The 20,821-nt window shown below is 69.3% G+C and carries 22 protein-coding genes and 1 tRNA gene; 12 read left to right on the top strand and 11 right to left on the bottom strand.

Features of this window, described 5'->3' with window-relative positions:
• Positions 1–97 precede the first annotated feature (97 nt).
• Together ABC271_RS12250 and ABC271_RS12245 are read left to right on the top strand one after the other, a co-directional pair.
• Positions 98–820 carry a response regulator transcription factor gene (locus tag ABC271_RS12250; protein WP_412925126.1) on the top strand — a complete coding sequence of 241 codons (723 nt, stop codon included), beginning with the start codon at positions 98–100 and terminating at the stop codon, positions 818–820.
• On the top strand, positions 817–2,328 hold the full coding sequence (locus ABC271_RS12245) for a sensor histidine kinase (RefSeq protein WP_412925125.1): 1,512 nt from the start codon (positions 817–819) through the stop codon (positions 2,326–2,328). Before ABC271_RS12250 ends, ABC271_RS12245 begins: the two co-directional genes overlap by 4 nt.
• A gap of 8 nt (positions 2,329–2,336) precedes the next feature.
• Here ABC271_RS12245 and ABC271_RS12240 read toward each other — a convergent pair whose 3' ends face one another.
• Positions 2,337–3,296, bottom strand: a complete 960-nt coding sequence (locus tag ABC271_RS12240; RefSeq protein ID WP_412925124.1) for a dioxygenase family protein — start codon at positions 3,294–3,296, stop codon at positions 2,337–2,339.
• Positions 3,297–3,471: 175 nt separating this feature from the next.
• Between ABC271_RS12240 and ABC271_RS12235 the strand changes: the two genes are divergently transcribed.
• Positions 3,472–3,903, top strand: a complete 432-nt coding sequence (locus ABC271_RS12235) for a VOC family protein (protein ID WP_412925123.1) — start codon at positions 3,472–3,474, stop codon at positions 3,901–3,903.
• Between the two features lies 1 nt (position 3,904).
• Here the strand turns inward: ABC271_RS12235 and panB are convergent, their stop codons facing one another.
• From panB to ABC271_RS12220, 3 genes are read right to left on the bottom strand one after another with little or no spacing between them, the layout of a single operon-like run.
• A complete protein-coding gene (panB, locus tag ABC271_RS12230) occupies positions 3,905–4,765 on the bottom strand; it encodes a 3-methyl-2-oxobutanoate hydroxymethyltransferase (RefSeq protein WP_412925122.1) in 861 nt (286 codons plus the stop codon).
• On the bottom strand, positions 4,762–5,658 hold the full coding sequence (gene panC, locus ABC271_RS12225) for a pantoate--beta-alanine ligase (RefSeq protein WP_412925121.1): 897 nt from the start codon (positions 5,656–5,658) through the stop codon (positions 4,762–4,764). The genes panB and panC overlap by 4 nt, the downstream gene beginning before the upstream one ends.
• On the bottom strand, positions 5,655–6,419 hold the full coding sequence (locus tag ABC271_RS12220; RefSeq protein WP_412925120.1) for a DUF2520 domain-containing protein: 765 nt from the start codon (positions 6,417–6,419) through the stop codon (positions 5,655–5,657). Before ABC271_RS12220 ends, panC begins: the two co-directional genes overlap by 4 nt.
• Positions 6,420–6,659: 240 nt before the next feature.
• On the opposite strand from ABC271_RS12220, the gene ABC271_RS12215 reads away from it, so the two are divergent.
• The 4 genes from ABC271_RS12215 to ABC271_RS12200 all read left to right on the top strand — a co-directional run bounded on the left by ABC271_RS12215 (position 6,660) and on the right by ABC271_RS12200 (position 9,665).
• A complete protein-coding gene (locus ABC271_RS12215; protein WP_412925119.1) occupies positions 6,660–7,649 on the top strand; it encodes a diacylglycerol/lipid kinase family protein in 990 nt (329 codons plus the stop codon).
• Complete coding sequence (locus ABC271_RS12210) at positions 7,646–8,461, top strand: alpha/beta fold hydrolase (RefSeq protein ID WP_412925118.1); 816 nt, start codon at positions 7,646–7,648, stop codon at positions 8,459–8,461. Before ABC271_RS12215 ends, ABC271_RS12210 begins: the two co-directional genes overlap by 4 nt.
• A gap of 216 nt (positions 8,462–8,677) precedes the next feature.
• Positions 8,678–9,037 (top strand): DUF7882 family protein, encoded by a 360-nt coding sequence (locus tag ABC271_RS12205; RefSeq protein WP_412925117.1) that lies wholly within the window; start codon positions 8,678–8,680, stop codon positions 9,035–9,037.
• Positions 9,038–9,086: 49 nt separating this feature from the next.
• Complete coding sequence (locus tag ABC271_RS12200) at positions 9,087–9,665, top strand: RNA polymerase sigma factor (RefSeq protein WP_412925116.1); 579 nt, start codon at positions 9,087–9,089, stop codon at positions 9,663–9,665.
• A 467-nt stretch (positions 9,666–10,132) separates the two neighbouring features.
• Here the strand turns inward: ABC271_RS12200 and ABC271_RS12195 are convergent.
• From ABC271_RS12195 to ABC271_RS12185, 3 genes are all read right to left on the bottom strand, one after another.
• Positions 10,133–10,208 (bottom strand) — tRNA-Lys (locus ABC271_RS12195).
• A 109-nt stretch (positions 10,209–10,317) separates the two neighbouring features.
• Positions 10,318–11,325 carry a FecCD family ABC transporter permease gene (locus ABC271_RS12190; RefSeq protein ID WP_412925115.1) on the bottom strand — a complete coding sequence of 336 codons (1,008 nt, stop codon included), beginning with the start codon at positions 11,323–11,325 and terminating at the stop codon, positions 10,318–10,320.
• On the bottom strand, positions 11,322–12,371 hold the full coding sequence (locus ABC271_RS12185; protein ID WP_412925114.1) for a FecCD family ABC transporter permease: 1,050 nt from the start codon (positions 12,369–12,371) through the stop codon (positions 11,322–11,324). The genes ABC271_RS12190 and ABC271_RS12185 overlap by 4 nt, the downstream gene beginning before the upstream one ends.
• Positions 12,372–12,394: 23 nt before the next feature.
• Between ABC271_RS12185 and ABC271_RS12180 the strand changes: the two genes are divergently transcribed.
• Complete coding sequence (locus ABC271_RS12180; protein WP_412925113.1) at positions 12,395–13,444, top strand: ABC transporter substrate-binding protein; 1,050 nt, start codon at positions 12,395–12,397, stop codon at positions 13,442–13,444.
• Between the two features lie 107 nt (positions 13,445–13,551).
• On the opposite strand, the gene ABC271_RS12175 is transcribed toward ABC271_RS12180, so the two are convergent.
• Positions 13,552–14,220 (bottom strand): fasciclin domain-containing protein, encoded by a 669-nt coding sequence (locus ABC271_RS12175; protein WP_412925112.1) that lies wholly within the window; start codon positions 14,218–14,220, stop codon positions 13,552–13,554.
• Between the two features lie 311 nt (positions 14,221–14,531).
• Between ABC271_RS12175 and sigK the strand changes: the two genes are divergently transcribed.
• The 4 genes from sigK (at position 14,532) to ABC271_RS12155 (ending at position 17,731) form a co-directional block, all read left to right on the top strand.
• Positions 14,532–15,134 (top strand): ECF RNA polymerase sigma factor SigK, encoded by a 603-nt coding sequence (sigK, locus tag ABC271_RS12170; RefSeq protein ID WP_412926156.1) that lies wholly within the window; start codon positions 14,532–14,534, stop codon positions 15,132–15,134.
• Positions 15,131–15,937: an anti-sigma factor gene (locus tag ABC271_RS12165; protein ID WP_412925111.1), complete on the top strand. Its 807-nt coding sequence runs from the start codon at positions 15,131–15,133 to the stop codon at positions 15,935–15,937. Before sigK ends, ABC271_RS12165 begins: the two co-directional genes overlap by 4 nt.
• Before the next feature lie 51 nt (positions 15,938–15,988).
• Positions 15,989–16,627, top strand: a complete 639-nt coding sequence (locus ABC271_RS12160; protein WP_412925110.1) for a DNA-directed RNA polymerase subunit beta — start codon at positions 15,989–15,991, stop codon at positions 16,625–16,627.
• Between the two features lie 219 nt (positions 16,628–16,846).
• Positions 16,847–17,731: an aminodeoxychorismate lyase gene (locus tag ABC271_RS12155; protein ID WP_412925109.1), complete on the top strand. Its 885-nt coding sequence runs from the start codon at positions 16,847–16,849 to the stop codon at positions 17,729–17,731.
• Between the two features lie 53 nt (positions 17,732–17,784).
• Here the strand turns inward: ABC271_RS12155 and pstB are convergent, their stop codons facing one another.
• Genes pstB through pstC form a run of 3 tightly spaced genes read right to left on the bottom strand, consistent with a single transcriptional unit; the run spans position 17,785 to position 20,682 of the window.
• Entirely contained in the window at positions 17,785–18,564 is a 780-nt protein-coding gene (gene pstB / locus ABC271_RS12150) for a phosphate ABC transporter ATP-binding protein PstB (protein ID WP_138172720.1), read from the bottom strand.
• 16 nt (positions 18,565–18,580) lie between these two features.
• Positions 18,581–19,684 (bottom strand): phosphate ABC transporter permease PstA, encoded by a 1,104-nt coding sequence (pstA, locus tag ABC271_RS12145; RefSeq protein WP_412925108.1) that lies wholly within the window; start codon positions 19,682–19,684, stop codon positions 18,581–18,583.
• Positions 19,681–20,682 (bottom strand): phosphate ABC transporter permease subunit PstC, encoded by a 1,002-nt coding sequence (gene pstC / locus ABC271_RS12140; protein ID WP_412925107.1) that lies wholly within the window; start codon positions 20,680–20,682, stop codon positions 19,681–19,683. The genes pstA and pstC overlap by 4 nt, the downstream gene beginning before the upstream one ends.
• Between the last annotated feature and the right edge of the window lie 139 nt (positions 20,683–20,821).

The following is a 20,821-nucleotide window of genomic DNA, read 5'->3' as shown; positions in this document are numbered from 1 at the left end:
ATCGATCCCTCAGCGTTGCTATGTAGCGCATATGCGGGTGGTTCGATCGCCCTCGAACGCGTGGCATGCGGGGCCGGGACACGGCATGCTGAGGCACATGTCTGCCCCGAGACTCCCGTTGACCCGCCCCGACGGCTCTCCCGTGCGCGCCGTGGTGGTGGATGACGAGGTGAACCTCGGCGAGCTGCTGCGGATGGCGATGGGAGCCGAGGGGTGGGATGCGCGCGCGGTCACGAACGCACGCGACGCGATGGACGTCATCCGTGATTTCGACCCCGACCTGCTCGTCCTCGACGTGATGATGCCCGGGCTCGACGGTGTCGAGCTGCTGACGCGCCTGCGGGCCGCGGGCAATGACGTCCCCGTGCTCTTCTTGACCGCCAAGGATGCCGTCGAGGATCGCATCGCCGGCATCGCCGCCGGCGGAGACGACTACGTCACCAAGCCGTTCAACCTCGAGGAGGTGATCCTGCGTCTGCGGGGCATGGCTCGACGTCACGTCGCCGCCGCGGCGGCCGCAGACACCCTTCTTCGCGTCGGTGACCTCGCGCTCGACGAGGACGCGTACGAGGTCGAGCGGGGAGGCATCCCGGTCAAACTCACCGCGAAAGAGTTCGAGCTGCTGCGGTATCTGATGCAGAACACGCGCCGGGTCGTCAGCAAGGCGCAGATCCTGGATGCCGTGTGGGGATACGACTTCGGCGGCGACAGCGGCGTCGTCGAGATCTACATCTCGTATCTCCGCCGCAAGATCGACGCGGGCCGGGAACCTTTCATCCACACCGTGCGCGGGGTCGGCTACACGATCAAGGCGTCGTGAGTCGCCGGCCGCCCACTCTGCAGCGCGTGCTCGTCGTGGGGGCGAGCGCGCTGGTGGCTCTCGCGATCGTGGTGATGTGTCTCGCGACGCTCACGGCGCTCCGCGCCTTCGTGTACGACCGGCTGGACGAGCAGGTCTCCGCCACGCTGCAGTTCGCCGCGCAACGTGACGGCGGGACGCCCGGGGACTTCGTGCCCGGGAGGTCCGGATCCGGAGCCGCGCCGACTCCGAGCGCTGTCGCGCCGAGCGGGCGGCCGGCTCCCCGGTCAGGGTCGCTGCAGGCCGTCGTCGACAGCGGGGGCGAGCCGCGCTTCTCCGGGTACGTGGGTGCGGACGGCTCCGAGGTCGCGCTCACCGACGCGCAGATCGCGGCGCTGATGTCGGCCGTGCGCCCCGGTGACCCACCGACGACCGTCGATCTCGGCGGCGACCTCGGGTCCTTCCGGGCAGTCGCTCGCGCGACGTCCGACGGTAGCACTGTCATCTCCGGGCTGTCGCTCGCCGATGCCGACGCGACCACCCGGGCACTGACCGCGATCCTGGTCGCGGTCGGTGCCCTCACCCTCGTGTCCGCCGTCGCGGGTCTGTCGTGGTTCGTCCGCCGGAGCCTCCGCCCGCTCGATCGCGTCGCCGCCGTTGCCCAACGCGTGTCCGAGCGTTCTCTCGAACGGGGAGACGTCGACATCCCCGATCGCGTGGATGCCGCCGACACCGATTCCGGCACGGAGATCGGTCGCGTGGGCGCATCGTTGAACGACCTCCTCGGGCGCGTGCAGTCGGCCCTGGCCGCGCGCGAGCACAGCGAGAGCGAGCTCCGCCGGTTCATCGCGGATGCCAGTCATGAGCTCCGCACGCCCCTCGCGAGCGTCCGCGGCTACGCGCAACTGTCGCTCGCGGGCACCGAACCGATGACGGCTTCCCAGCGTCGCTCGCTGGAGCGCATCGAGTCCGAGGCCCGGCGGATGGGGACGCTCGTCGAGGACCTGCTCCTCCTCGCCCGCCTCGATGCGGGCCAGCGGTTGCGCGACGACGACGTGGAGCTGCCGCTGCTCGCGGTGGATGCCGTGAGCGACGCCCAGGCCGTCGACCGCGATCGGGAGTGGCGCCTGGAGATCGCCGCGGATGCGCCGCTCACCGTCCCCGGCGACGAGGACCGCCTCCGCCAGGTCATCGCCAATCTGCTGCGAAACGCCCATACCCACACTCCGCCGGGGACCGTGGTCACGACCTCGGTGTTCCCCGACGGAGAAGAGGCCGTCCTCCGCGTCTCGGACACCGGTCCGGGAATCGATGGGCTGGTCGCCGACCGCCTGTTCGAACGCTTCGCGCGCGGCGACGAGTCGCGCAACCGCGACGCGGGCAGCACCGGCCTGGGGCTTTCGATCGCGCAGGCCATCGTCCTCGCCCACGCCGGGACGATCACCGTCGACAGCCGCCCGGGCGCGACGACGTTCGAGGTGCGTCTGCCGGCGGGGAGGGGCCCCGATGGCCGGGGGACGGTGAGCTAGCGGCTCCGTCAGGACCGCGGCCCACCGGGCGACGACACGGCCGAGGCGGTCGTGGCATCCACCGCCACCGCGAGGGTCCCGACGTAGCCGTTGGCCGCATCTCCCGCGAAGCTCGCCATCTCCAGCGCGTAGCCGTCGGAGAACACGTTGTCGTTGTCGATGCTGCCGAGGTCGGCAAGGTTCTCGGCCGACCCCGTGTACGCGGAGTCCCGGTAGACAGCGTCGAGCATGTCCCTCGGGAACGCCACCTGCGATGTCGCGATCTGGTTCGTCACGGTCGTGGCCGACGCGGCATCCGGGTACACCTCGAAGTGGATGTGCGTCCACCGACCGCTGTAGCAGCCGGGAACGACCGTCGTGAACGTCACGCGCCCCTGTGCGTCGGCCACCTGGATGCCACGGAGGTACGTCTCGTTCACGATCGCCTCCGAGTACATCGAGTACTGGCCCTGGGCGTCGCAGTGCCAGACGTAGACGGCGGCGCCGGCGTACGCGGTGTTGCCGTTGGCGAGATCGCTCAGCGTGAAGGTGAAGGTGAGCGGGATGCCATCGGCGGTGGCGCCGCCGTCGAGGCTCGAGCGGATGTCGCTGCGGAGCATGCCCGATCGTTCGAGCACGTTGACACCGTTGGTTCCGTCGGCGGGGTAGGGACCGTTCGTCTCCTGGGGGATCTCGTCCGTCGCGAACGCCGCGGCCGACGCGGTTGCCGACGGGGTCGGTGTCGAGGTCGGGGTGGTCGTGGGGGAGGGGGTGGCGAGAACGGCCGCGTCGCTCTGCGGCGTGCACGCGGCGAGGATCGTCGCACCCGCTCCCAGGCCCACCAGCCCGAGGAGCCCGCGTCGGCCCACCATGGTCCGAAGGTCGAACCCCGCTCCTTGGTCGACGACTTCGTCGCCGGGTCGGTCGAGCAGGCGGCCTTCGTAGGCGGGACCGAGGGGCGTCTGGTCGGGTTCGGGGATGCGGTTCATGTCGGGCTCCTGAATGCCGGTGGGTCGGGGACGCCGTCAGCATGCCCGGCCCGGACTCGTGGCATCCTCACCGTTGCTATGGGATTCCTCTGCTCCGTGGATTCCTCTTCTTCTCCGCGCGAGTGCCGCGGTCTACGGTGAGCGTGAACCGTCGCACTCCCGGAAGGATGCCGCCATGTCCACCGCGCTCGTCGTCTACATCTCGTTCGCCGGCCACGCCCGTGAGGCGATGACCTTCTACCAGTCCGTTTTCGGCGGTGAGCTGGTGATCGCGACATTCGCCGACTTCGGGATCCCCGATGCTCCCGCGGACGGGGTGATGCACTCCGAGCTCCGCGCCGAGGGATTCACGGTCATGGGGGCGGATGCCTTCGGAGAACCCACCGAGGGGTGGGGGAAGAATCGCGTGCACGCCGCGTTCATGAGCGACGAGATCGATCGCGTCTCGGGGTTCTACGACAGCTTCGTGGAGCGTGGTGCCGAGGTCGTCCAGTCGCTGGAGAAGCAGGTCTGGGGCGATTTCTACGGCGAACTCGTCGACCCGTGGGGCGTCGCCTGGATGTTCAACATCGCGGCGCCGGACGGTTGGGCGAAGAGCGGAAGCTGAGCTAGCGGCTCCGCCCCTCGACGAACGCACGCACCGCAGCCGCGACCTCGGCGGACGCCGGGTACACGTGCTCCGCGCCGGGGAACGCGCCCTCGCGCACCTCCCGCGCATAGGCCTCGACGCCCTCGACCATCGCGTCGCCGACGGCGCCGTAGCGCTTGACGAACACGGGAGCCCGACCCTCGGTGATCCCGAGCAGGTCGTGCTGCACGAGCACCTGACCGTCCGCGGTGCCCGCTCCGATGCCGATGACCGGGATGCGAAGCGCTCGCCGGATCTCCTCGACGACATCGGCCGGAACGGCTTCGATCACGACCGCGAACGCTCCGGCATCCTGAACGGCCATCGCGTCGCGCGCCACCCGGATCGCGTCGTCGGCCGTGCGGCCCTGTGCGCGGAGACCGCCGAGGGCCGTGGCCGTCTGCGGCGTGAGGCCGACGTGTCCCACGACGGGGATGCCGGCATCCACGATCGCCCGCAGTCGCGAGAGCCGGGCGGGATTCGCGCCCTCGAGCTTGACGGCGTCGGCGCCGGCTTCGTGCACGAAGCGCACGGAGGTCGCCACCGCCTGCTCGTCGCTGAGCTCGGTGGTGCCGAACGGGAGGTCGCACACGACGAGAGGGGTGTGCACCGCCCGGCGGACGGCCTTGGCGAGCATGAGCATCTCGTCGAGCGTCACCGAGGTCGTGTCGGGGAGGCCGAGCACCACCTGGGCGCCGGAGTCACCGACCAGCACCATGTCGACGCCCGCGCGTTCGGCGACGCGCCCCGACACGAAGTCGTAGGCGGTGACCATGACGATCGGCGTTCCGGCGTCGGCGAGCTCGCGGAGCCGCCGCAGCGTGACCTTCGGACCCGTCATGCGTGGCTCCTCTCGGCCGGGTTCAGGACGATGCGATCGTCGACGCCGGGCGCCAGCACCACGTTGTCAATCAACCGCACGTCTCCGACGCGCACGGCGAGGGCGAGCAGCGCGGGGCGCTCGATCTCCGCGATCGGCTGGAGGCTGTCGGCATCCACGATCTCGACGTACTCGGGGTCGAGGTCTACCGCGGTCAGCTCGCCACGCACGGCGTGGGTGAGGAGCTGAGGATCCCGGATGCCACGGGCGAAGGCATCCTGGGCTGCCCGCAGCCCGCACGGGATCGCGGCCGCGAGCGCACGGTCGGCGGGGGAGAGGCGCGTGTTGCGACTGGACCGCGCGAGGCCGTCCGCGTCGCGGGACGTGGGACGCGTGACGATCTCGACCGGGATGCCGAGATCGGCGACCATCCGGCGGACGACGACGACCTGCTGGGCGTCCTTCGCGCCGAAGTACGCGCGATCCGGCTGGACGGCCAGGAGCAGTTTCGCGACGACGGTGGCGACGCCGTCGAAGTGCGCCCGCCCGCGCTCCGCGCCCTCGAGCGTGCCGGTGATGGCGCCGCCGACCGACACCGTCGTGGCGAAACCGGCGGGGTACATCTCGGACACCGACGGAGCGAAGACAACGTCGACGCCCGTTTCGGCCGCGAGGGCGACGTCAGCGGACTCGGTACGCGGGTAGGCGTCCAGGTCGGCGGCCTCGCCGAACTGCGTCGGGTTGACGAAGATCGACAGCACGACCGTGCCGTTGTCCTCCCGGGCGGCACGCAGCAGCGAGAGGTGGCCCTCGTGCAGAGCGCCCATCGTCGGCACGAACCCGACGCCATCGCCCCGGCGCGGCGCGAGGACGTCGCGGAGCTCGGCGACGGTCCGCACGATCCGGGGGCTCACGAGGCCGCCGTCCTTCCGGCGTGCTGCGTCGCGGCCAGGTCGTGCGTCGCGTTCACGAGGGCGTCGAAGAGTGCGAGGCGATCGGGCAGCCGCTCGGCGATGGCCGCGCGCTGCCGCGCGACGGTCGCCGTGTCGCCGCGCGAGACGGGTCCAGTGAGGGCGGATTCCGCCCCGCGCTCGGCCCAGTTCTCTACGGCGGCGCGCACGAGCGGGACGAGCGCGTCGCGGTCGACGCCGGCGGTGGCGGCGAGGTCTTCCGCCATCCCCTCGAGCGTGACGAGGAAGTTCGCGGCGATCGACGCGGCCGCGTGGTACGCCGCCCGATCGTCGTCGCGCACCGTGACCCCGGTCATCCCGAGCACGTCGGCGAGGGCTTCGGCGACCGCGTGCGCGCGCGGGGTCGTGCCGGCCAGCGCCGCGGTCACCCCCGAGAAGGACGCTCCGGCGCCCGTCACGGTCATCAGGGGATGGATGCCGAAAGCCTCATGCGGCGCGAGCACCGAAAGGTCGAGTGCACCCGAGAGGTGCCCGACGAGTCGGCCCGGGGCGATGGCCCGCGCGGCGTCGACGATCGCGGCATCCGGAACCGCGAGAAGGACGATCCCGGCATCCGCGCCGTGCTCGCCGCGGCCGGCGGGGCCGACCACGGGCACGCCGGCGTCGGCGAGGGCCTCGGCGAGTGCGCGGCCCATCCGGCCGTCGCCGACGATGAGCACCGGTGCATCGAGCCGGAGGGCGGAGAGCGAGGAGAAGGTCTTCATGATGTGGGGCGGTGGCCCGCACGTGCGGCTACGCCGCATGCCAGCGTATCCCCTCACGGTCGACCGAAGGCGGCAAGGGGAGTGGCCGCACGCGCTGCACGGATTTCGGGCCTTGGCAACCATGTGGCGGTTTCGCTCACGGTGGTGTGTTGTCGGAGTCCGCAATCTGAGAGGCGGCGCCATGTCGGCTCGCACCACGCTCGTCCCACACCTGCACGACCTCGGCCGCACGGGGCGCCCGTGACACCGGACACGGCGCGAAAGACCGCCGCGGTGGTGTACAACCCCACCAAAGTGGATATCGACAGCCTCCGCGCCGCCGTGACGGATGCGGCAACCGATGCCGGGTGGTCGGAAACCTCTTGGTACGAAACGTCCGTCGAGGACGTCGGGCAAGGCGTGACCGCGCGAGCGCTCGAGGCCGGCGCCGATCTGATCATCGCCGCGGGTGGTGACGGGACCGTTCGCGCCATCGCGGAGGCGGTCCGGGGCACGACCGTCCCCGTCGCGTTGCTTCCCTCCGGGACCGGCAACCTGCTCGCCCGGAATCTGCACCTCACCCTCAACGACCTGCCTCATTCCGTGCGCACCGCCTTCACCGGAGTGGACAGGCACATCGATCTCGGCGTCATCGACATCGAACGTCAGGACCGCACGCGCACTCGTCACGTCTTCGTGGTGATGGCCGGAATGGGAATCGACGCGAAGATGATCGACAACACCGACGACGACCTGAAGAAGAAGGCGGGGTGGATTGCGTATCTGCGAGCAATCATCGCCTCGCTGCGCGATCCCGACGAACTGCACCTGCGCTTCCGACGGGACGACCGCAAGCCCCAACGCGCGACCGTTCATACCGTCATCCTCGGCAACTGTGGATCCCTCCCCTCCAACATCCTGCTGATGCCCGACGCGGTCGTGGACGACGGCCTTCTCGACCTTCTTCTGATGCGCCCCGGCGGAGCGCTCGGCTGGATCCGCGTGTGGTGGAAGATCGCTTGGATCAACGGGATCGTCCGTCGCACCGCGCCCGGCCGGTCGATCGCGGGTGAGCGTCGCAATGACGGTGACCTGCACTACGAAACGGCCACCCGCTTCACCGCCCGACTGTCGCGTCCGGAACAGATCGAGCTCGACGGTGACGCTTTCGGAGAAGCCACGGCTTTCCATGCCTGGATCGAGCCGGGCGCACTCACCATCCGCGTTCCCGAATCCGGGGCCGGGGCGTGACCCGCCAGACTCCTGCACGCCCCACCGCGGAGCGCGTGTCGGATGAATCACATGCCGTCGATCGCTCGGTCACGCAGCGGACAGTCAACGGCCTGACTTTCCGGGCCGTCTCCAGTCACCGGCGCGCGCCGAACGCGCTCGCATTCGTCCTCGTCCACGGACTCGGTACCTCACACAAGTACTTCACGAGACTCCATCGCGAACTCTCTGCACACGGGGACGTGCACTCGATCGATCTTCCCGGCTTCGGCGGCCTCCCCAAACCCGCCGGGGCGCCGGATGTCGCTGAGATATCGAACGCGCTCGCGACCGTGCTCGAGGATTTGGGGGTGTCCGGCGGGATTCTCGTCGGACATTCCATGGGTGCCCAGTGGGCTGTCGAACTCGCCCTGCAGCATCCCGAGCGGGCATCCGCGGTGGTCGTCTGCGGACCGGTGACCGACCGTCGACATCGCAGCCTGAGCGCTCAGATGCTCTTGCTCGTGACCGATTTTCTGCGGGAACCTCTCGCCCTCAATGTCATGGTGTTCCGTGATTATCTGCGGTGCGGGCCCCTCTGGTACGCCACTCAGGTCCGCCATATGCTCCGCTATCGCCTCGATGAGAGGGTGGCCCTCCTCCGGATGCCTCTCCTCATCGTCCGTGGCAGCGCCGACGTCATCGCCGGCCAACGGTGGTGCACACAGCTGAAAGAGTCCGCTCCCTCGGCAGATGTCGTCGTCATCCCACGTCACCGGCACCTCGCACAGTTCACCGCGGCCGCCGACGTTGCTCGTCGCATCCATGAGTTCGTGCGCAGAATTCCCGCGTAACCCGCTCAGTCGGGGGTGGCTCGCCTGCTGCGCCCGGGGTGGCCCGACTCGCCACAATGAAGAAGCACGGCCCGCCCCGATGCGCAACCGGTGGCGTCATGCGGCGCGGCCCGCGACTCTGGAGGTCAGAAGTGGGTTCAGGCGCGTCGTTGTCCTCAGCTCCGCTCGACTCGGAGTGCAATCCGACGTCTCGTGCCCGCGCAGGACGGTCCCATCATGGGCAAGTTCATCTTCGGCACCACTCTCAAGATCGACATTGACGACCGCGTCCTGGCTCATCTGCAAACCGTGATCCTTTCGAAGGTGCGCCGAGGCGAAGCATTCTCCTTCACGTGGAAAGACGACCTCAGTACGGGTGGCGGACGCACCACCGTCTACATCCACGCCCATTCCGCCATGGCATTCAAGTACCAGGGCAGCCGCCACCCGACGCTCAACCAGGCGTGGCTGCACGACCTCAGCCACCATGCGCAAAGCCGGCGCGGTCTGTACGTCTGCCCGGAGCCCGACCGCGAGGCTGTGAACGAGGTGACCCAGAGCCCTATGCAGTTTCGGGTAGCGGAATTCAGCCGCTGACTCTCGCCTTCTGGATCGCTCCGCCTCGCGTGCAGGGAGGGCCACACCCATGCCACCGTTCCACGCCTCCAACGTCCCGTGGCCGGCCGCCTCGCTCCCGATCGCGGATGGGATTCTCGTCGGCCTCGCGATCGCCGGCGATGTCTCCGCATTTCGGGCGCTCGCTCTTCGGCATGGCCCGGCGATGATGAGCGCGGCCACCCGGATCGCGGGGACCCCTATCGAAGCCGACGACGCCGTCCAAGAAGCGTTCGTCATCGCGTGGAAGCGTTTGCTGCAGCTGCGGGAGCGAGAACACGTGCGGGGATGGCTCATCCGAATCGCCACCCACCAGGCGCTCACCCACCTGCGCGGACATCGGCACGAGGTTCCGTTTCCCCGCTTCCTCCAGAGCCCCGACGAGAACGGCCCCGAAGCGTCGGCGATGAGAAACGCACAGCTCACTGACCTCTCTGTCGCCGTGCGAGCGCTGACGAACACGCAACGGGACTGCTGGCTGCTTCGCGAGGTCGAACAGATGCGTTACACGGAGATCGCCCGGACAACCGGACTCACCACCGGGCAGGTTCGGGGCAACATCGCGCGAGCACGGTTCCACATCCAGACGAGTATGGGAGGTTGGCGCTGAACCGGGTGAAGGTGGGGACCAAGAGATCTGCCGCCCCGCTCCACGTGGTGCTCGCGGGACCTTTCCACCACCGCAACCGGGGCGGTCGCAGAGTGCTCTGTTTCAGCAGAGTGCTCTGTTTCAGAGGACTGCGGTCTCGGGACGAAGGCGCGAGAGCGTTCCACGGAAGAGGCAGGTGGGCTGGCAGCCAGATGGTTCACGCAGAACCTCGACGCCGGCGAGCCGCTCGCAGAAGCGATCGCCGAGCCGTCGTGACAGGCTGAGCATCGGGGCGTCCCCGCTCGCGCCTCCAGCTCCCCGGGAGATGAACATGGACTTCATCGGGCACATCATCGCCGCAGTTGAGCGTTACTGGGCGGACGAGGTGCAGGTCCTCGGTATCTGGCCAGAGGGACCGGAGGTCGCATGCGTCGCCTACCGGCGCACCGTAAACATCGCCAGGGACGATATTTCGAGTAACGCTAACGTGGTGGGCCCCGTGGGGCTCGAACCCACGACCCGCGGATTAAAAGTCCGATGCTCTACCGACTGAGCTAGAGGCCCGTGGCATCCACCCTACCGGCGGTCGCGGGGTGCCAGCGTCCACGAACGGCCCCGACGGGCCCGTGCGAGACCCGCGCCGCGGCCGCTGCGTGCAGGCCAGAGCAACCCCTCACCGTCGCCCCTGCGCCACGACCCAGAACAGGTACGCCCCGCCGACAACGCCGGTGAGCAGCCCCACCGGGATCTGCAGCGGAGCGAGCGCCCGCTGGGCGATGACGTCGGCGACGAGCAGCACCGTCGCGCCGGTCACCGCCGACGCGAGAAGAGGGATGCCGCTCGACCCGGTCACACGCCGGGCGAGCTGCGGCGCGGCCAGGGCGACGAAACCGATCGGCCCGGCGACGGCCGTTGCGGTACCGGTGAGCAGGGCCGCGACCACGATGAGGAACAGCCGGACACAGCCCAGGCGGACGCCCAAGGACCGCGCCGTGTCGTCGCCCAGCTCGATCGCGCGGACGTCGCGGTGCACCACCGCGATCGCCACGGCGAGCACGCCGACGGACACCGCGAGCGTCAGCACGTCCGCAGCCGACGTCGCCGCGAGACTGCCGTACAGCCACTGGCTCGCGTTGCGAGCGATCTCGAGCGGCGCGCGGGTGAGCAGGTAGTCGTTGACCGCGGCGAGGAGGATCGCCAGCGCGATGCCCGCGAGAATCGTGCGCTCCTTCGACACCCCCGCGCTGCGCGCGATGAGCATCACGACCGCAACCGTGAGCAGCCCGCCGATCCAGGCTCCGGCGGCGGGCGACGCGGTCGGGGCGATGAGAGTGAGGCCGATCAGCGCGCCCGTGGCCGAACCTGCGCTGAAGCCCACGATGTCGGGACTCGCGAGCGGATTTCGCGCGAGCGTCTGGAACACCGCCCCCGCCAGCCCCAGCGCCGCCCCGATCAGCAGCGCTGCCGCGATACGCGGCATCCGCATGCCCACGACGACGAGAGTCGTCCGGGCCTCGCCGGTTCCCTGGAGAGCGGATGCCACCTCCGCCGGCGACGCCTGGAACGAGCCGGTCAGTACGCCGACGACCGCCGCGGCGAGGGCGATCGCAAGGGTAACCGCCACAGCGACGCCGTATCGGATGCGACGACGAGACCGCACGCGATGCACGGCGCTGGTCACGACGTCGTCCTCCGCAGGACGAGCCACAGCAGCAGCGGCGCGCCGAGGAACGCGGCGACGATGCCCGCCTCGACCTCCGCGGGCACGGCGATCACACGTCCGATCACGTCGCTCGCGAGTGTCACCGTCGCGCCGGTGAGGGCGGCGAGGGGGAGCTGGGCGCGCAGGTCGGCGGGGCCGGCGCCGCGGACGGTATGCGCCACGAGCAGACCGATGAACGCCAGCGGCCCTGCGGCCGACGTGGCCGTCGCGCAGAGCAGCGTGATCGCGATCCCGGATGCCACGAGCACGACAGCGGGCGAGACGCCGAGCGCGCGCGCCAGGTCTGTGCCGAGGCGGAGTTGGTCGAGGCCGCGCGCGACGACGACCGCGAGGACGAGTCCGACCACCGCGAAGGGCAGGAGCTGCACGGCGACGTCGGCGTCGCGGCGCTCGAACGACCCCACCGCCCAGAAACGGAACGACTCGAACGTGTCGTCGTCGGCCAGCGTGATGATGCGGACCACGGCGCTCAGGCACGCGCTCAGCGCGACGCCGGCCAGGACGAGCCCCACCGCGCCTCCACGGCCTCCCGGGCGCGCCGCGAGATACACCGCCGCGGCGGCGCCCGCCGCTCCGGCGAAAGCGAACCAGACGTATCCGCCCGCGGTTCCGACACCGAAGAACGCGATCGCCACGACGACACCCACCGCCGCTCCGGCGTTGACCCCGAGGAGGCCGGGGTCGGCGAGAGGGTTCCTCGTTGCCGCCTGCATGAGAACCCCCGCGACACCGAGGGCAGAGCCGGCGAGCAGTGCGGTGAGGGTGCGGGGGAGCCGCAGCTCGTGGACGATGACGCCCGTGGCATCCCGTCGATCCGAGACGAGGGCGGCGATCACATCGGGGAACGCGAGCGGACGGGATCCGACCGCCAGGCTCGCGACGACGAGGGCCAGCAGCAGGGCGCACACCGTGACCGTGACGACCACCGCGCGCACGTGCCGTTGCCGCCGCCGGACAGCGACGAGTGTCGCCGCGGGAGGAGCTCCCACGTCAGTCAGCGGCATGTAGATAAGGCTAACCTAACCCCATGTCGTTCCTTCGTTTCCCGTCTTCCCGCTTCCGTTCCCGAGGACGTCTCGCCGTGTCCGCGGCGAGCATCGGCGCGTTGCTCGCCCTCGCCGGCTGCGCCTCCGCCGCGCCCGCCCCCGCGCTGCCCGATGCGGAGGCCGGCTCCACGGGCGAGTGGGTCGTGTCGCGCGACCTCGAGCCCGGCATGGGATCGAGCGAAGCGGACGGGGTCTTCCCGCGCGAGGTCACGCATTTCGCGGGAACGACCGAGATCCCCGCCGCCCCCGAGCGCATCGCCGTGGTGTCGACGGGTCAGCTGGATGCCGTTCTCAGCCTCGGTGAGGTCCCGGTGGCGGCCACGCGGGCCGAGAACAGCGGCCTCGTGCCGCAGTACCTGCGCGACGCCTTCGCCGCCGATGCGGCCGGGCTCGACGCCATGGCCGATATCGGAGAGCGCACCGAGCCCGACCTCGAGGCGATCGCTCAGGCGGCCCCCGACCTGATCCTCATCAACTCCACGCGCGGTACCGAGATCTTTGACGCGCTCTCGGCGATCGCACCGACGGTCGTCACCAAGGGCAACGGCGTGAACTGGAAGAGCGACTTCCTGCTCATCGCCGACGCGCTCGGCGAGCAGGGTGCTGCGCGAGGCGTCCTGGACTCCCTGCAGTCCGACAGCGCGACGTTCGCGCAGACGCTGCCGGGAACGGCCCCGACGGTGTCGTTTCTGCAGTCCACCGGCGATCGCACGCGGATCATGGGCGTGCCGTCCTTCGTGGGCGGCCTCGCAGAAGACCTCGGTCTCGGGCGACCGGAATCGCAGCGTTTCGACGAGACCTCGCAGGACATCAGCGCCGAGCAGATCGACCTCGCGGACGCCGACCACGTCTTCTACGGCGGCACCGGCCAGGGCGTCGCGTTCATCGAAACGGCGCCGCTGTGGTCGACGCTGAGCGCGGTGGCCGAGGGGCAGACCACGACGGTCGACTTCGATCCGTGGTTCATGAACGCCGGGCCCACGGCGGCCGGCCTCGTCCAAGACGAGATCGTTCGCGTCGTCGGCGGCTGAACGCACAAAGGAGCGAGCGCCGGACCCCCTCGCCTGGGGTCCGGCGCTCGCCGTCAGGTCCGATCGTTCATCGACCGGTCGGATGCGTGATGATCACGCTCCGAGAATTACATCGGGGGCATCAGCACCGAGTCGATGAGGTACACGGTCGCGTTGGCGGTCTGGACGCCACCGCAGATGACGTTGGCGTCGTTGACCTTAATCGAGTCGCCCGAGCCGGAGACGGTGACGTCCTGGCCCTCGACGGTGGTGTGGGTGCCGTCGATCTCGTCCGGGGTGATCTGGCCGGGAACCACGTGGTACGTGAGGATCTTGGTCAGCGTGGCGGAGTCGGTCTTCAGCGAGTCGATCGTGGCGGCGTCGATCTTCGCGAACGCGTCGTCGACGGGAGCGAACACGGTGAACTCGCTTCCGTTCAGCGTGTCGACCAGGTTGACGTCGGGGTTCAGCTGGCCGCTGACGGCAGCGGTGAGCGTGGTCAGCAGCGGGTTGTTCGAGGCGGCGACCGCAACCGGGTCGGCAGCCATGCCGTCGACCGAACCGGCGCCCGAGGGAACGGCGGCAGCGTAGTCGGCGCAACCGGGGCCCACGAGGTTGGCGGCCGGGTCCATCATGCTCGACGAGGCCGAGGGGGAGGCGGCCATCGAGGGAGCCGACGAGGACTCCTCGGTGGTGCCGCCGGCGGTGGTGGAACCACCCGAACATGCGGTGAGAGCGAAGGCCGAACCCAGAACGAGGGCGAGACCGGCGACGACAGGCTTCTTCTTGGTGAGCATGACATTCCTCCGAAATCGTTCGGACCGCGTCTGCGACCCGTTAGGACACCCCGGTGCGAGGGGCGGTTCGCCGTGTTGCGGCGTACACAGGGTCTTCGGGACCCCCTCCGGTTCGGATTGCGGTTTGTTGCGAATTCGCGTGAGGAGTGGCAAGAAATCCCAGGTCGGACGGTCGAAAATATTCTTTGGAATATTTCCAGGGATGCCGACCAGGTGCCTCGGTGCCGGCGATTCGCCTCGGCCGGGTCACGGTTGCGTACCTCATGCGCGCCACGCGCGCACGGGGAAGGGAAGTACCCACTGCGTGCGGCATGCTGGGATTCATGGTGATCGACGGTTTCTCCCTCCCCGATGACGGGGCGGACCACGTCGACCACGTCGGAGAGCTGCTGCAAAAAGTCGCCACGGGCGACCGCAATGCCTTCGCCGAGCTATACGACACGCTGTCTGCTCGCGCGTTCGGTCTCATCCTGCGAGTTCTCGTCGACCGGTCGCAGAGCGAGGAAGTCCTCCAAGAGGTCTTCCTGGAGATCTGGCAATCCGCCTCGCGCTTCACTCCGAACAGAGGACAGGGAAGGTCGTGGGTTCTCACGATCGCGCACCGACGAGCGGTGGACCGCGTGCGGTCTTCGCAGTCGAGCAGTGATCGCGATGTGCGCGCAGGCTTCCGGAATATCGACGTCGCCTACGACGATGTCTCAGAGAACGTAGAACTCAAGATCGAAGGGCGGCGCGTCGTGGATGCACTCGCGACGTTGCCCGACGCACAGAAGGAAGCACTCACGCTCGCCTACTTCGGCGGGTACAGCCAGAGTGAAATCGCTACTCTCGTCGGAGCGCCGCTCGGTACGGTCAAGACCAGGATGCGTGACGGATTGTCGCGCTTGAGAATGGAAATGGGGGTGGACAAGTGAACGAGAGGGATTTCGCCGACCTCGCTGCCGGTCACGCGTTGAATGCGCTGTCGGAAGCAGATGAACGCGCGTACCAGGAGGCTTTGGCGGGCAACCCCCACTGGTCCTCCCACGTTCGGGATGCCGCTGACGCCGTCGCCGCGATCAGCGCGACGGTCGAGCCCGTCGAGCCGCCGGCATCCATTCGCGCTTCCCTTCTGGCGCGCATCACCGACCTCCCGCAGCTGTCGCAGGCAGAGCCGGAGCGCAGCTCAGACGACGTCGAGGACTTCGCCGCCGCCGGACCCGCGCCGGTCGAGCCCGAACTCGAAGCCGTGACCGCGGGACCCCCCGCCGGAGCGGGCTGGGGCCCGCGTCGCTGGTTCACCCTCGCCGCCTCCATCGTGGCGGTGCTGGTCCTCGGCTTCGGCGCCGTGACCATCGGCCAGCAGCTCACGCGGCCGGCGTCGCTCGTCGCACTCGAGCAGGTGACGACCGCGCCGGACGCGCAATCGGCCAGCACGACCATGCCTGACGGTGGCGTCGTCACCGCGCACTGGTCGGCCTCCACGGGCCAGAGCGTGCTCGTGACCGACGGCATGCCCGCGCTCTCCACGGACCAGACGTACGAGCTGTGGTTCGTTCGTGACGACACCCCCATCGCGGCGGGGATCTTCTCGACGGATGCCGAGGGCCGGGCGACCGCGATCCTGCAGGGGCAGTTCCACTCCGGCGACGTCATCGCCGTGACGGTCGAGCCCGCGGGTGGGTCGCCCGACGGCACACCGAGCTCTGCGCCTGTCGTCGCGCTGGCCACGGCCTGAACGATCGCTGTCCCGGCCCGGCCGGACGCGCGCACGCTCTAGCCTGGAACGATGAGCGATTCCCCTCGCGATTTCCACAAGCCCGTACGGCGTCCCGCCGAACTGTTCGACCGCCTGTTCGCCGCGGAAGACCCGGCCGAGGTGTCGCGCGTCGCGCACAGCACGGCTCAGGCCCTGCTGTCGCGCGTCCGCGCTGATCCGACGGGCGATGTCGTCGACCGGCTCGTGACGTTCACCGATGACCACGGCATCGACGACATCGCCGAGCTCTGGTCACGTTCGCCTGCCCGGTCGCTCCCCGGAGCGCTCTGGCGGCTCTACCTGCTGCAGCTGATGATCCACGACGATGCGGCGACGGCAGCGCTCCTGTTCGAGCGGGGGCGCGTCGAGATGGCAACCGTCGACCCGGTGGTCGTGGGCGCCCCGGCCCCCGCGGGTCCGGAGGAGCTCGTGCAGCTCATCGACACGATCCTGCGCGGCCTGTTCGAGGGCGACTTCGCGGTGGCGCTCGAACGCGCCGCGGCATTCTGCCGCGTTCAGGCATCGGGGGCCACGCACGTGGCCGACGACTACGAGAACACCGAGTCCGAGAGGGCGAGCGCACTGACCACGCGCGCCCTCCGGCTGTCGACCTACGCCGATGATCTGGCCGCGGCGGCGACCCTGTGGCGCCGGGACGCGCTGACCTGACTCGCGGAGGGAGCGCCCCGCCGCCGCGCCGTCAGGGCAGAAAAGTGCCGGGCCGCAGAACGCCTCTCGGCGCAAGGCCGCTCACAGCGGCAGAAGATGGAGCCCGGGGTTACTGCGGCCCGGCTATCCAAGTGTAACAAGTGGGGCACCTCGGCATTCCCTCGCGCGGGCTGGTTGACGCGGCCCGGGCGTGTCGGCACGAGGGCATAGGGTCGATCCATGGCTTGGCGTTCCGCTCTCGTGATCGACCCCCTGGCATCCGACATCCGGCGAGACGACTTCTCCGACACGTTCACGGTCATCGACCCGGACGGTCCGGCACTGCGCGTCGGCGACCTCAGCGCGCAGCGGGGTGACGGCGTCTTCGAGTCGATCGGTGTGATCGACGGACACCCGCAGGAGGTCGGCCCGCACCTGGCACGACTCGCTCACTCCGCGGGGCTGTGCGATCTGCCCGAGCCGAATCTCGCGCAGTGGCGCGCCGCGATCGAGCGTGTCGCCGCCGAGGCCCCGGCCGGTGAGAGCGTCGTCAAACTGATCCTCAGCCGCGGTGTCGAGCACGGCCCCACTCCCACCGCGTGGGTCACGCTCGCCGACGCCCCCGACAGCCGCCGCGCACGCCTCGAGGGCGTCCGCGTCGTGACGCTCGACCGGGGTTACGCGCTCGAGGTCCCGGCGCGAGCGCCCTGGCTCCTCCTCGGTGCCAAGACGCTGTCTTATGCGGTGAACATGGCCGCCCTGCGCGAAGCCAGGCGCCGCGGCGCCGACGACGCCGTGTTCGTCACGAGCGACGGTTACGTGCTCGAGGCGCCCACCGCCTCCGTCATCCTCCGCTTCGGAGACCGATTCGTCACGCCGACGCCGAACGCCGGCATCCTGCACGGGACGACCCAGCTGAGTCTGTTCACCCACCTCGAGCAGCGAGGCTTCGAGGCCGTGTACGAGACGGTGGCCTTGGCCGATCTGGCCCGGGCGGATGCCGCCTGGCTCCTGTCGAGCGTGCGCCTGGCCGCTCCCATCGCCGCCGTGGACGGGCACCCCAAGGCCGTCGACCGCGCCGTGACGGACGAGCTCAACGCGTACCTGCTCTCTCCCCGCGACTGACCGCGGAAACGACGATGGCCCCGCGAAGCGGGGCCATCGTCGGAAGCAGGGAATTACCCGAAGCGACCCGAGACGTAGTCCTCCGTCGCCTGGACGGTGGGGGCCGTGAAGATCGTCGCGGTGTCGTTGTACTCGATCAGCTTGCCCGGCTTGCCGGTGCCGGCGATGTTGAAGAACGCCGTCTTGTCGCTCACGCGCGAGGCCTGCTGCATGTTGTGCGTGACGATGACGATCGTGTACTGGTTCTTCAGCTCGGAGATGAGCTCTTCGATCGCGAAGGTCGAGATCGGGTCGAGCGCCGAGCAGGGCTCGTCCATCAGCAGCACGTCGGGGGACACCGCGATCGCGCGGGCGATGCACAGGCGCTGCTGCTGACCGCCGGAGAGGCCACCGCCCGGCTTGTCGAGGCGGTCCTTGACCTCGTTCCACAGGTTCGCGCCCTGCAGCGACTTCTCCACGAGCGCGTCGCCGTCGCTCTTGGAGAGGCGCTTGTTGTTCAGCTTCGCGCCGGCCAGGACGTTCTCGCGGATCGACATCGTCGGGAACGGGTTCGGGCGCTGGAACACCATGCCGACGTGACGGCGCACGAGCACGGGGTCGACGCCGGGTCCGTACAGGTCGTCGCCGTCCACGAGGACGCGTCCCTTGACGTGACCGCCGGGGATGACCTCGTGCATGCGGTTCAGGGTGCGGAGGAATGTGGACTTGCCGCAGCCCGACGGGCCGATGAAGGCCGTGACGGTGCGGGGCTGGATGTCGATCGAGACGCCCTCTACCGCGAGGAAGTCGCTGTAGTAGACGTTGAGGTCTTCGACCTCGATGCGCTTGGACACGGGGGCCTTCCTGGGATCAGCGCGCCTTCGGTGCGAACACCGAGGCCACGATGCGGGCGATCAGGTTGAAGATGACGACGAGCACGACCAGCAGGAACGCGGCGCCCCAGGCCTGGGCCTGGGAGGCGTCGATGTTCTGCCCCGGGAAGCTGTACGCGGTGTACGCCATCACGGGAAGGGTCTGCATCGGACCGTCGAACGGGTTGGAGTTGAAGTTGTCGGTGAAGCTGGCGGCGATGAAGATCGGCGCCGTCTCGCCGACGACGCGGGCCACGGCGAGCACGACACCGGTGATGATTCCGCTCGCGGCGGTGCGCAGCACGACCTTCACGATCGTCGCCGATCGCGGCACGCCGAGCGCGAGCGAGGCTTCGCGCAGATCGGCGGGCACCAGACGCAGCATCTCCTCGGTGGAGCGGATGACGATGGGGATCATCAGCACGCAGAGGGCGATGGATGCCGAGAACCCGCTGAACGCCTTGGGGCCCACGATCAGCGCGAAGAACGAGAACGCGAACAGACCGGCGACGATCGAGGGGATACCCGTCATGACATCGACGAGGAAGGTGATCGTGCGACGCAGCGGGTTGGTCGGCAGGGCGTACTCGACGAGGTAGACCGCCGCGAGGATACCGATCGGCACCGAGATGAGGGCGGCGATACCGGTGATGATGAGCGTTCCCACGATCGCCTGGAGGGCACCGGGGGTGGCGACGACCTCGAGCGTCTCGGGGTCGAACGCGCTGCCGCCCGTCTGCGTGATGAAGGTCCAGTTCACGACCTCGAGCCCCTTGGACACGACGGTCCACAGCGTCGAGATGAGGGGGGCGACAGCCAGGAGGAAGGCCGCGGTGACGAGGCCACGGACCACGCGATCGACGGCCTTGCGCCGGCTCTCGACGATGGACGACCCGACCCCGATCGCGATCAGGTAGAGCACCGCGGTGAGGATCAGCCAGCTCGGAAGGTGGAAACCGCCGAGGAGGAACTGCACGGCGGCGACGAGCACCGCGACACCGAGCAGCATGATCGGCTCGATGAAGCGCGGGAGCTGGCCGCTGGTGAGCGCCAGGGGCGGCGATGCCGTCGACACCTTCGACGGGCTCTTGGTGGTGGTCACGAGCGCTTCCCCTTCTTGCGACCCTTCGCCCCCGGGCCAGTCGCGCCGATGATGTAGCGGGCCAGGATGTTCACCGCGAGCGACACCACGAACAGCATCAGACCGGTGCCGATGAGCGCGGAGCGCTGCAGGTCGGTGGCGATGGGGAAGTTCAGCGCGATGTTGGCGGCGATCGTCTGGGAGTTGTAGCCGTCGGTGAGGATCAGCACGGAGTAGATGAGGCTGGGCGAGATGATGAGCGCGATGGCCATCGTCTCGCCGAGTGCGCGGCCGAGGCCGAGAAGAGTGGCCGACACCATGCCGCTACGGGCGTAGGGGAAGACTGAGAGGCGGATCATCTCCCAGCGCGTGGCGCCGAGGGCCAGCGCGGCCTCTTCGTGCAGACGCGGGGTCTGCAGGAAGATCTCGCGCGTGATCGAGGTGACGATCGGGAGGATCATGACGGCGAGGACCACCGAGCCGGTGAGCAACGTCGACCCGGTGCTGGACGGGGAACCGGCGAAGAGCGGGATCCAGCCGAAGTACGTGTTGAGGAACTCACCGAGCGGGATCAGCAGCGGGCGCATCACGATGATGCCCCACAGGCCGAAGACGATCGAGGGGACCGCCGCGAGCAGATCGACGATGTAGCCGAGCGCCCCGGCGATGCGGCGGGGCGCGTAGTGAGAGATGAACAGCGCGATCCCGATCGCCACCGGGGTGCCGAGCACCATGGCGATCAGAGCCGCCCAGATGCTTCCCCACAGGAGCGGTCCGACGTACTCCCAGAAGTTCGTCCACGAGCCGTTCTGGTAGCCGGCGAGGTCGCCCTGCGTCCAGTCACCGGTGATCGCGGGGAGTCCCTTGATGATCAGGAAGATCGCGACGCCCGCCAGGATGATCATGATCGAGACGGCGGCTGTCATCGACAGGCCGAGGAAGGCGGTGTCCCCGGCGCGGCGCTTGCCGACGATCGTGGAAGGGCCCCCGGCCGGGGGAGCAGAGACGGTGTCAGCCACGGCTGACCTCGCGCTCGGCAGTGGTCATGGTGTGCTCCTCGGGTCGGGATTCTCTCTGAGGATGATCGGGCTCAGCGGAAGCGTCGACGCGGACGTCGACGCTCCTGATCAGCCCGAACCGGCCCGCACCAGGGTGCGG

Origin of the sequence: Microbacterium canaveralium, from assembly GCF_047238045.1 — a bacterium.
GTDB lineage: Bacteria > Actinomycetota > Actinomycetes > Actinomycetales > Microbacteriaceae > Microbacterium.
This window is presented reverse-complemented; position numbering and strand designations above follow the sequence as displayed.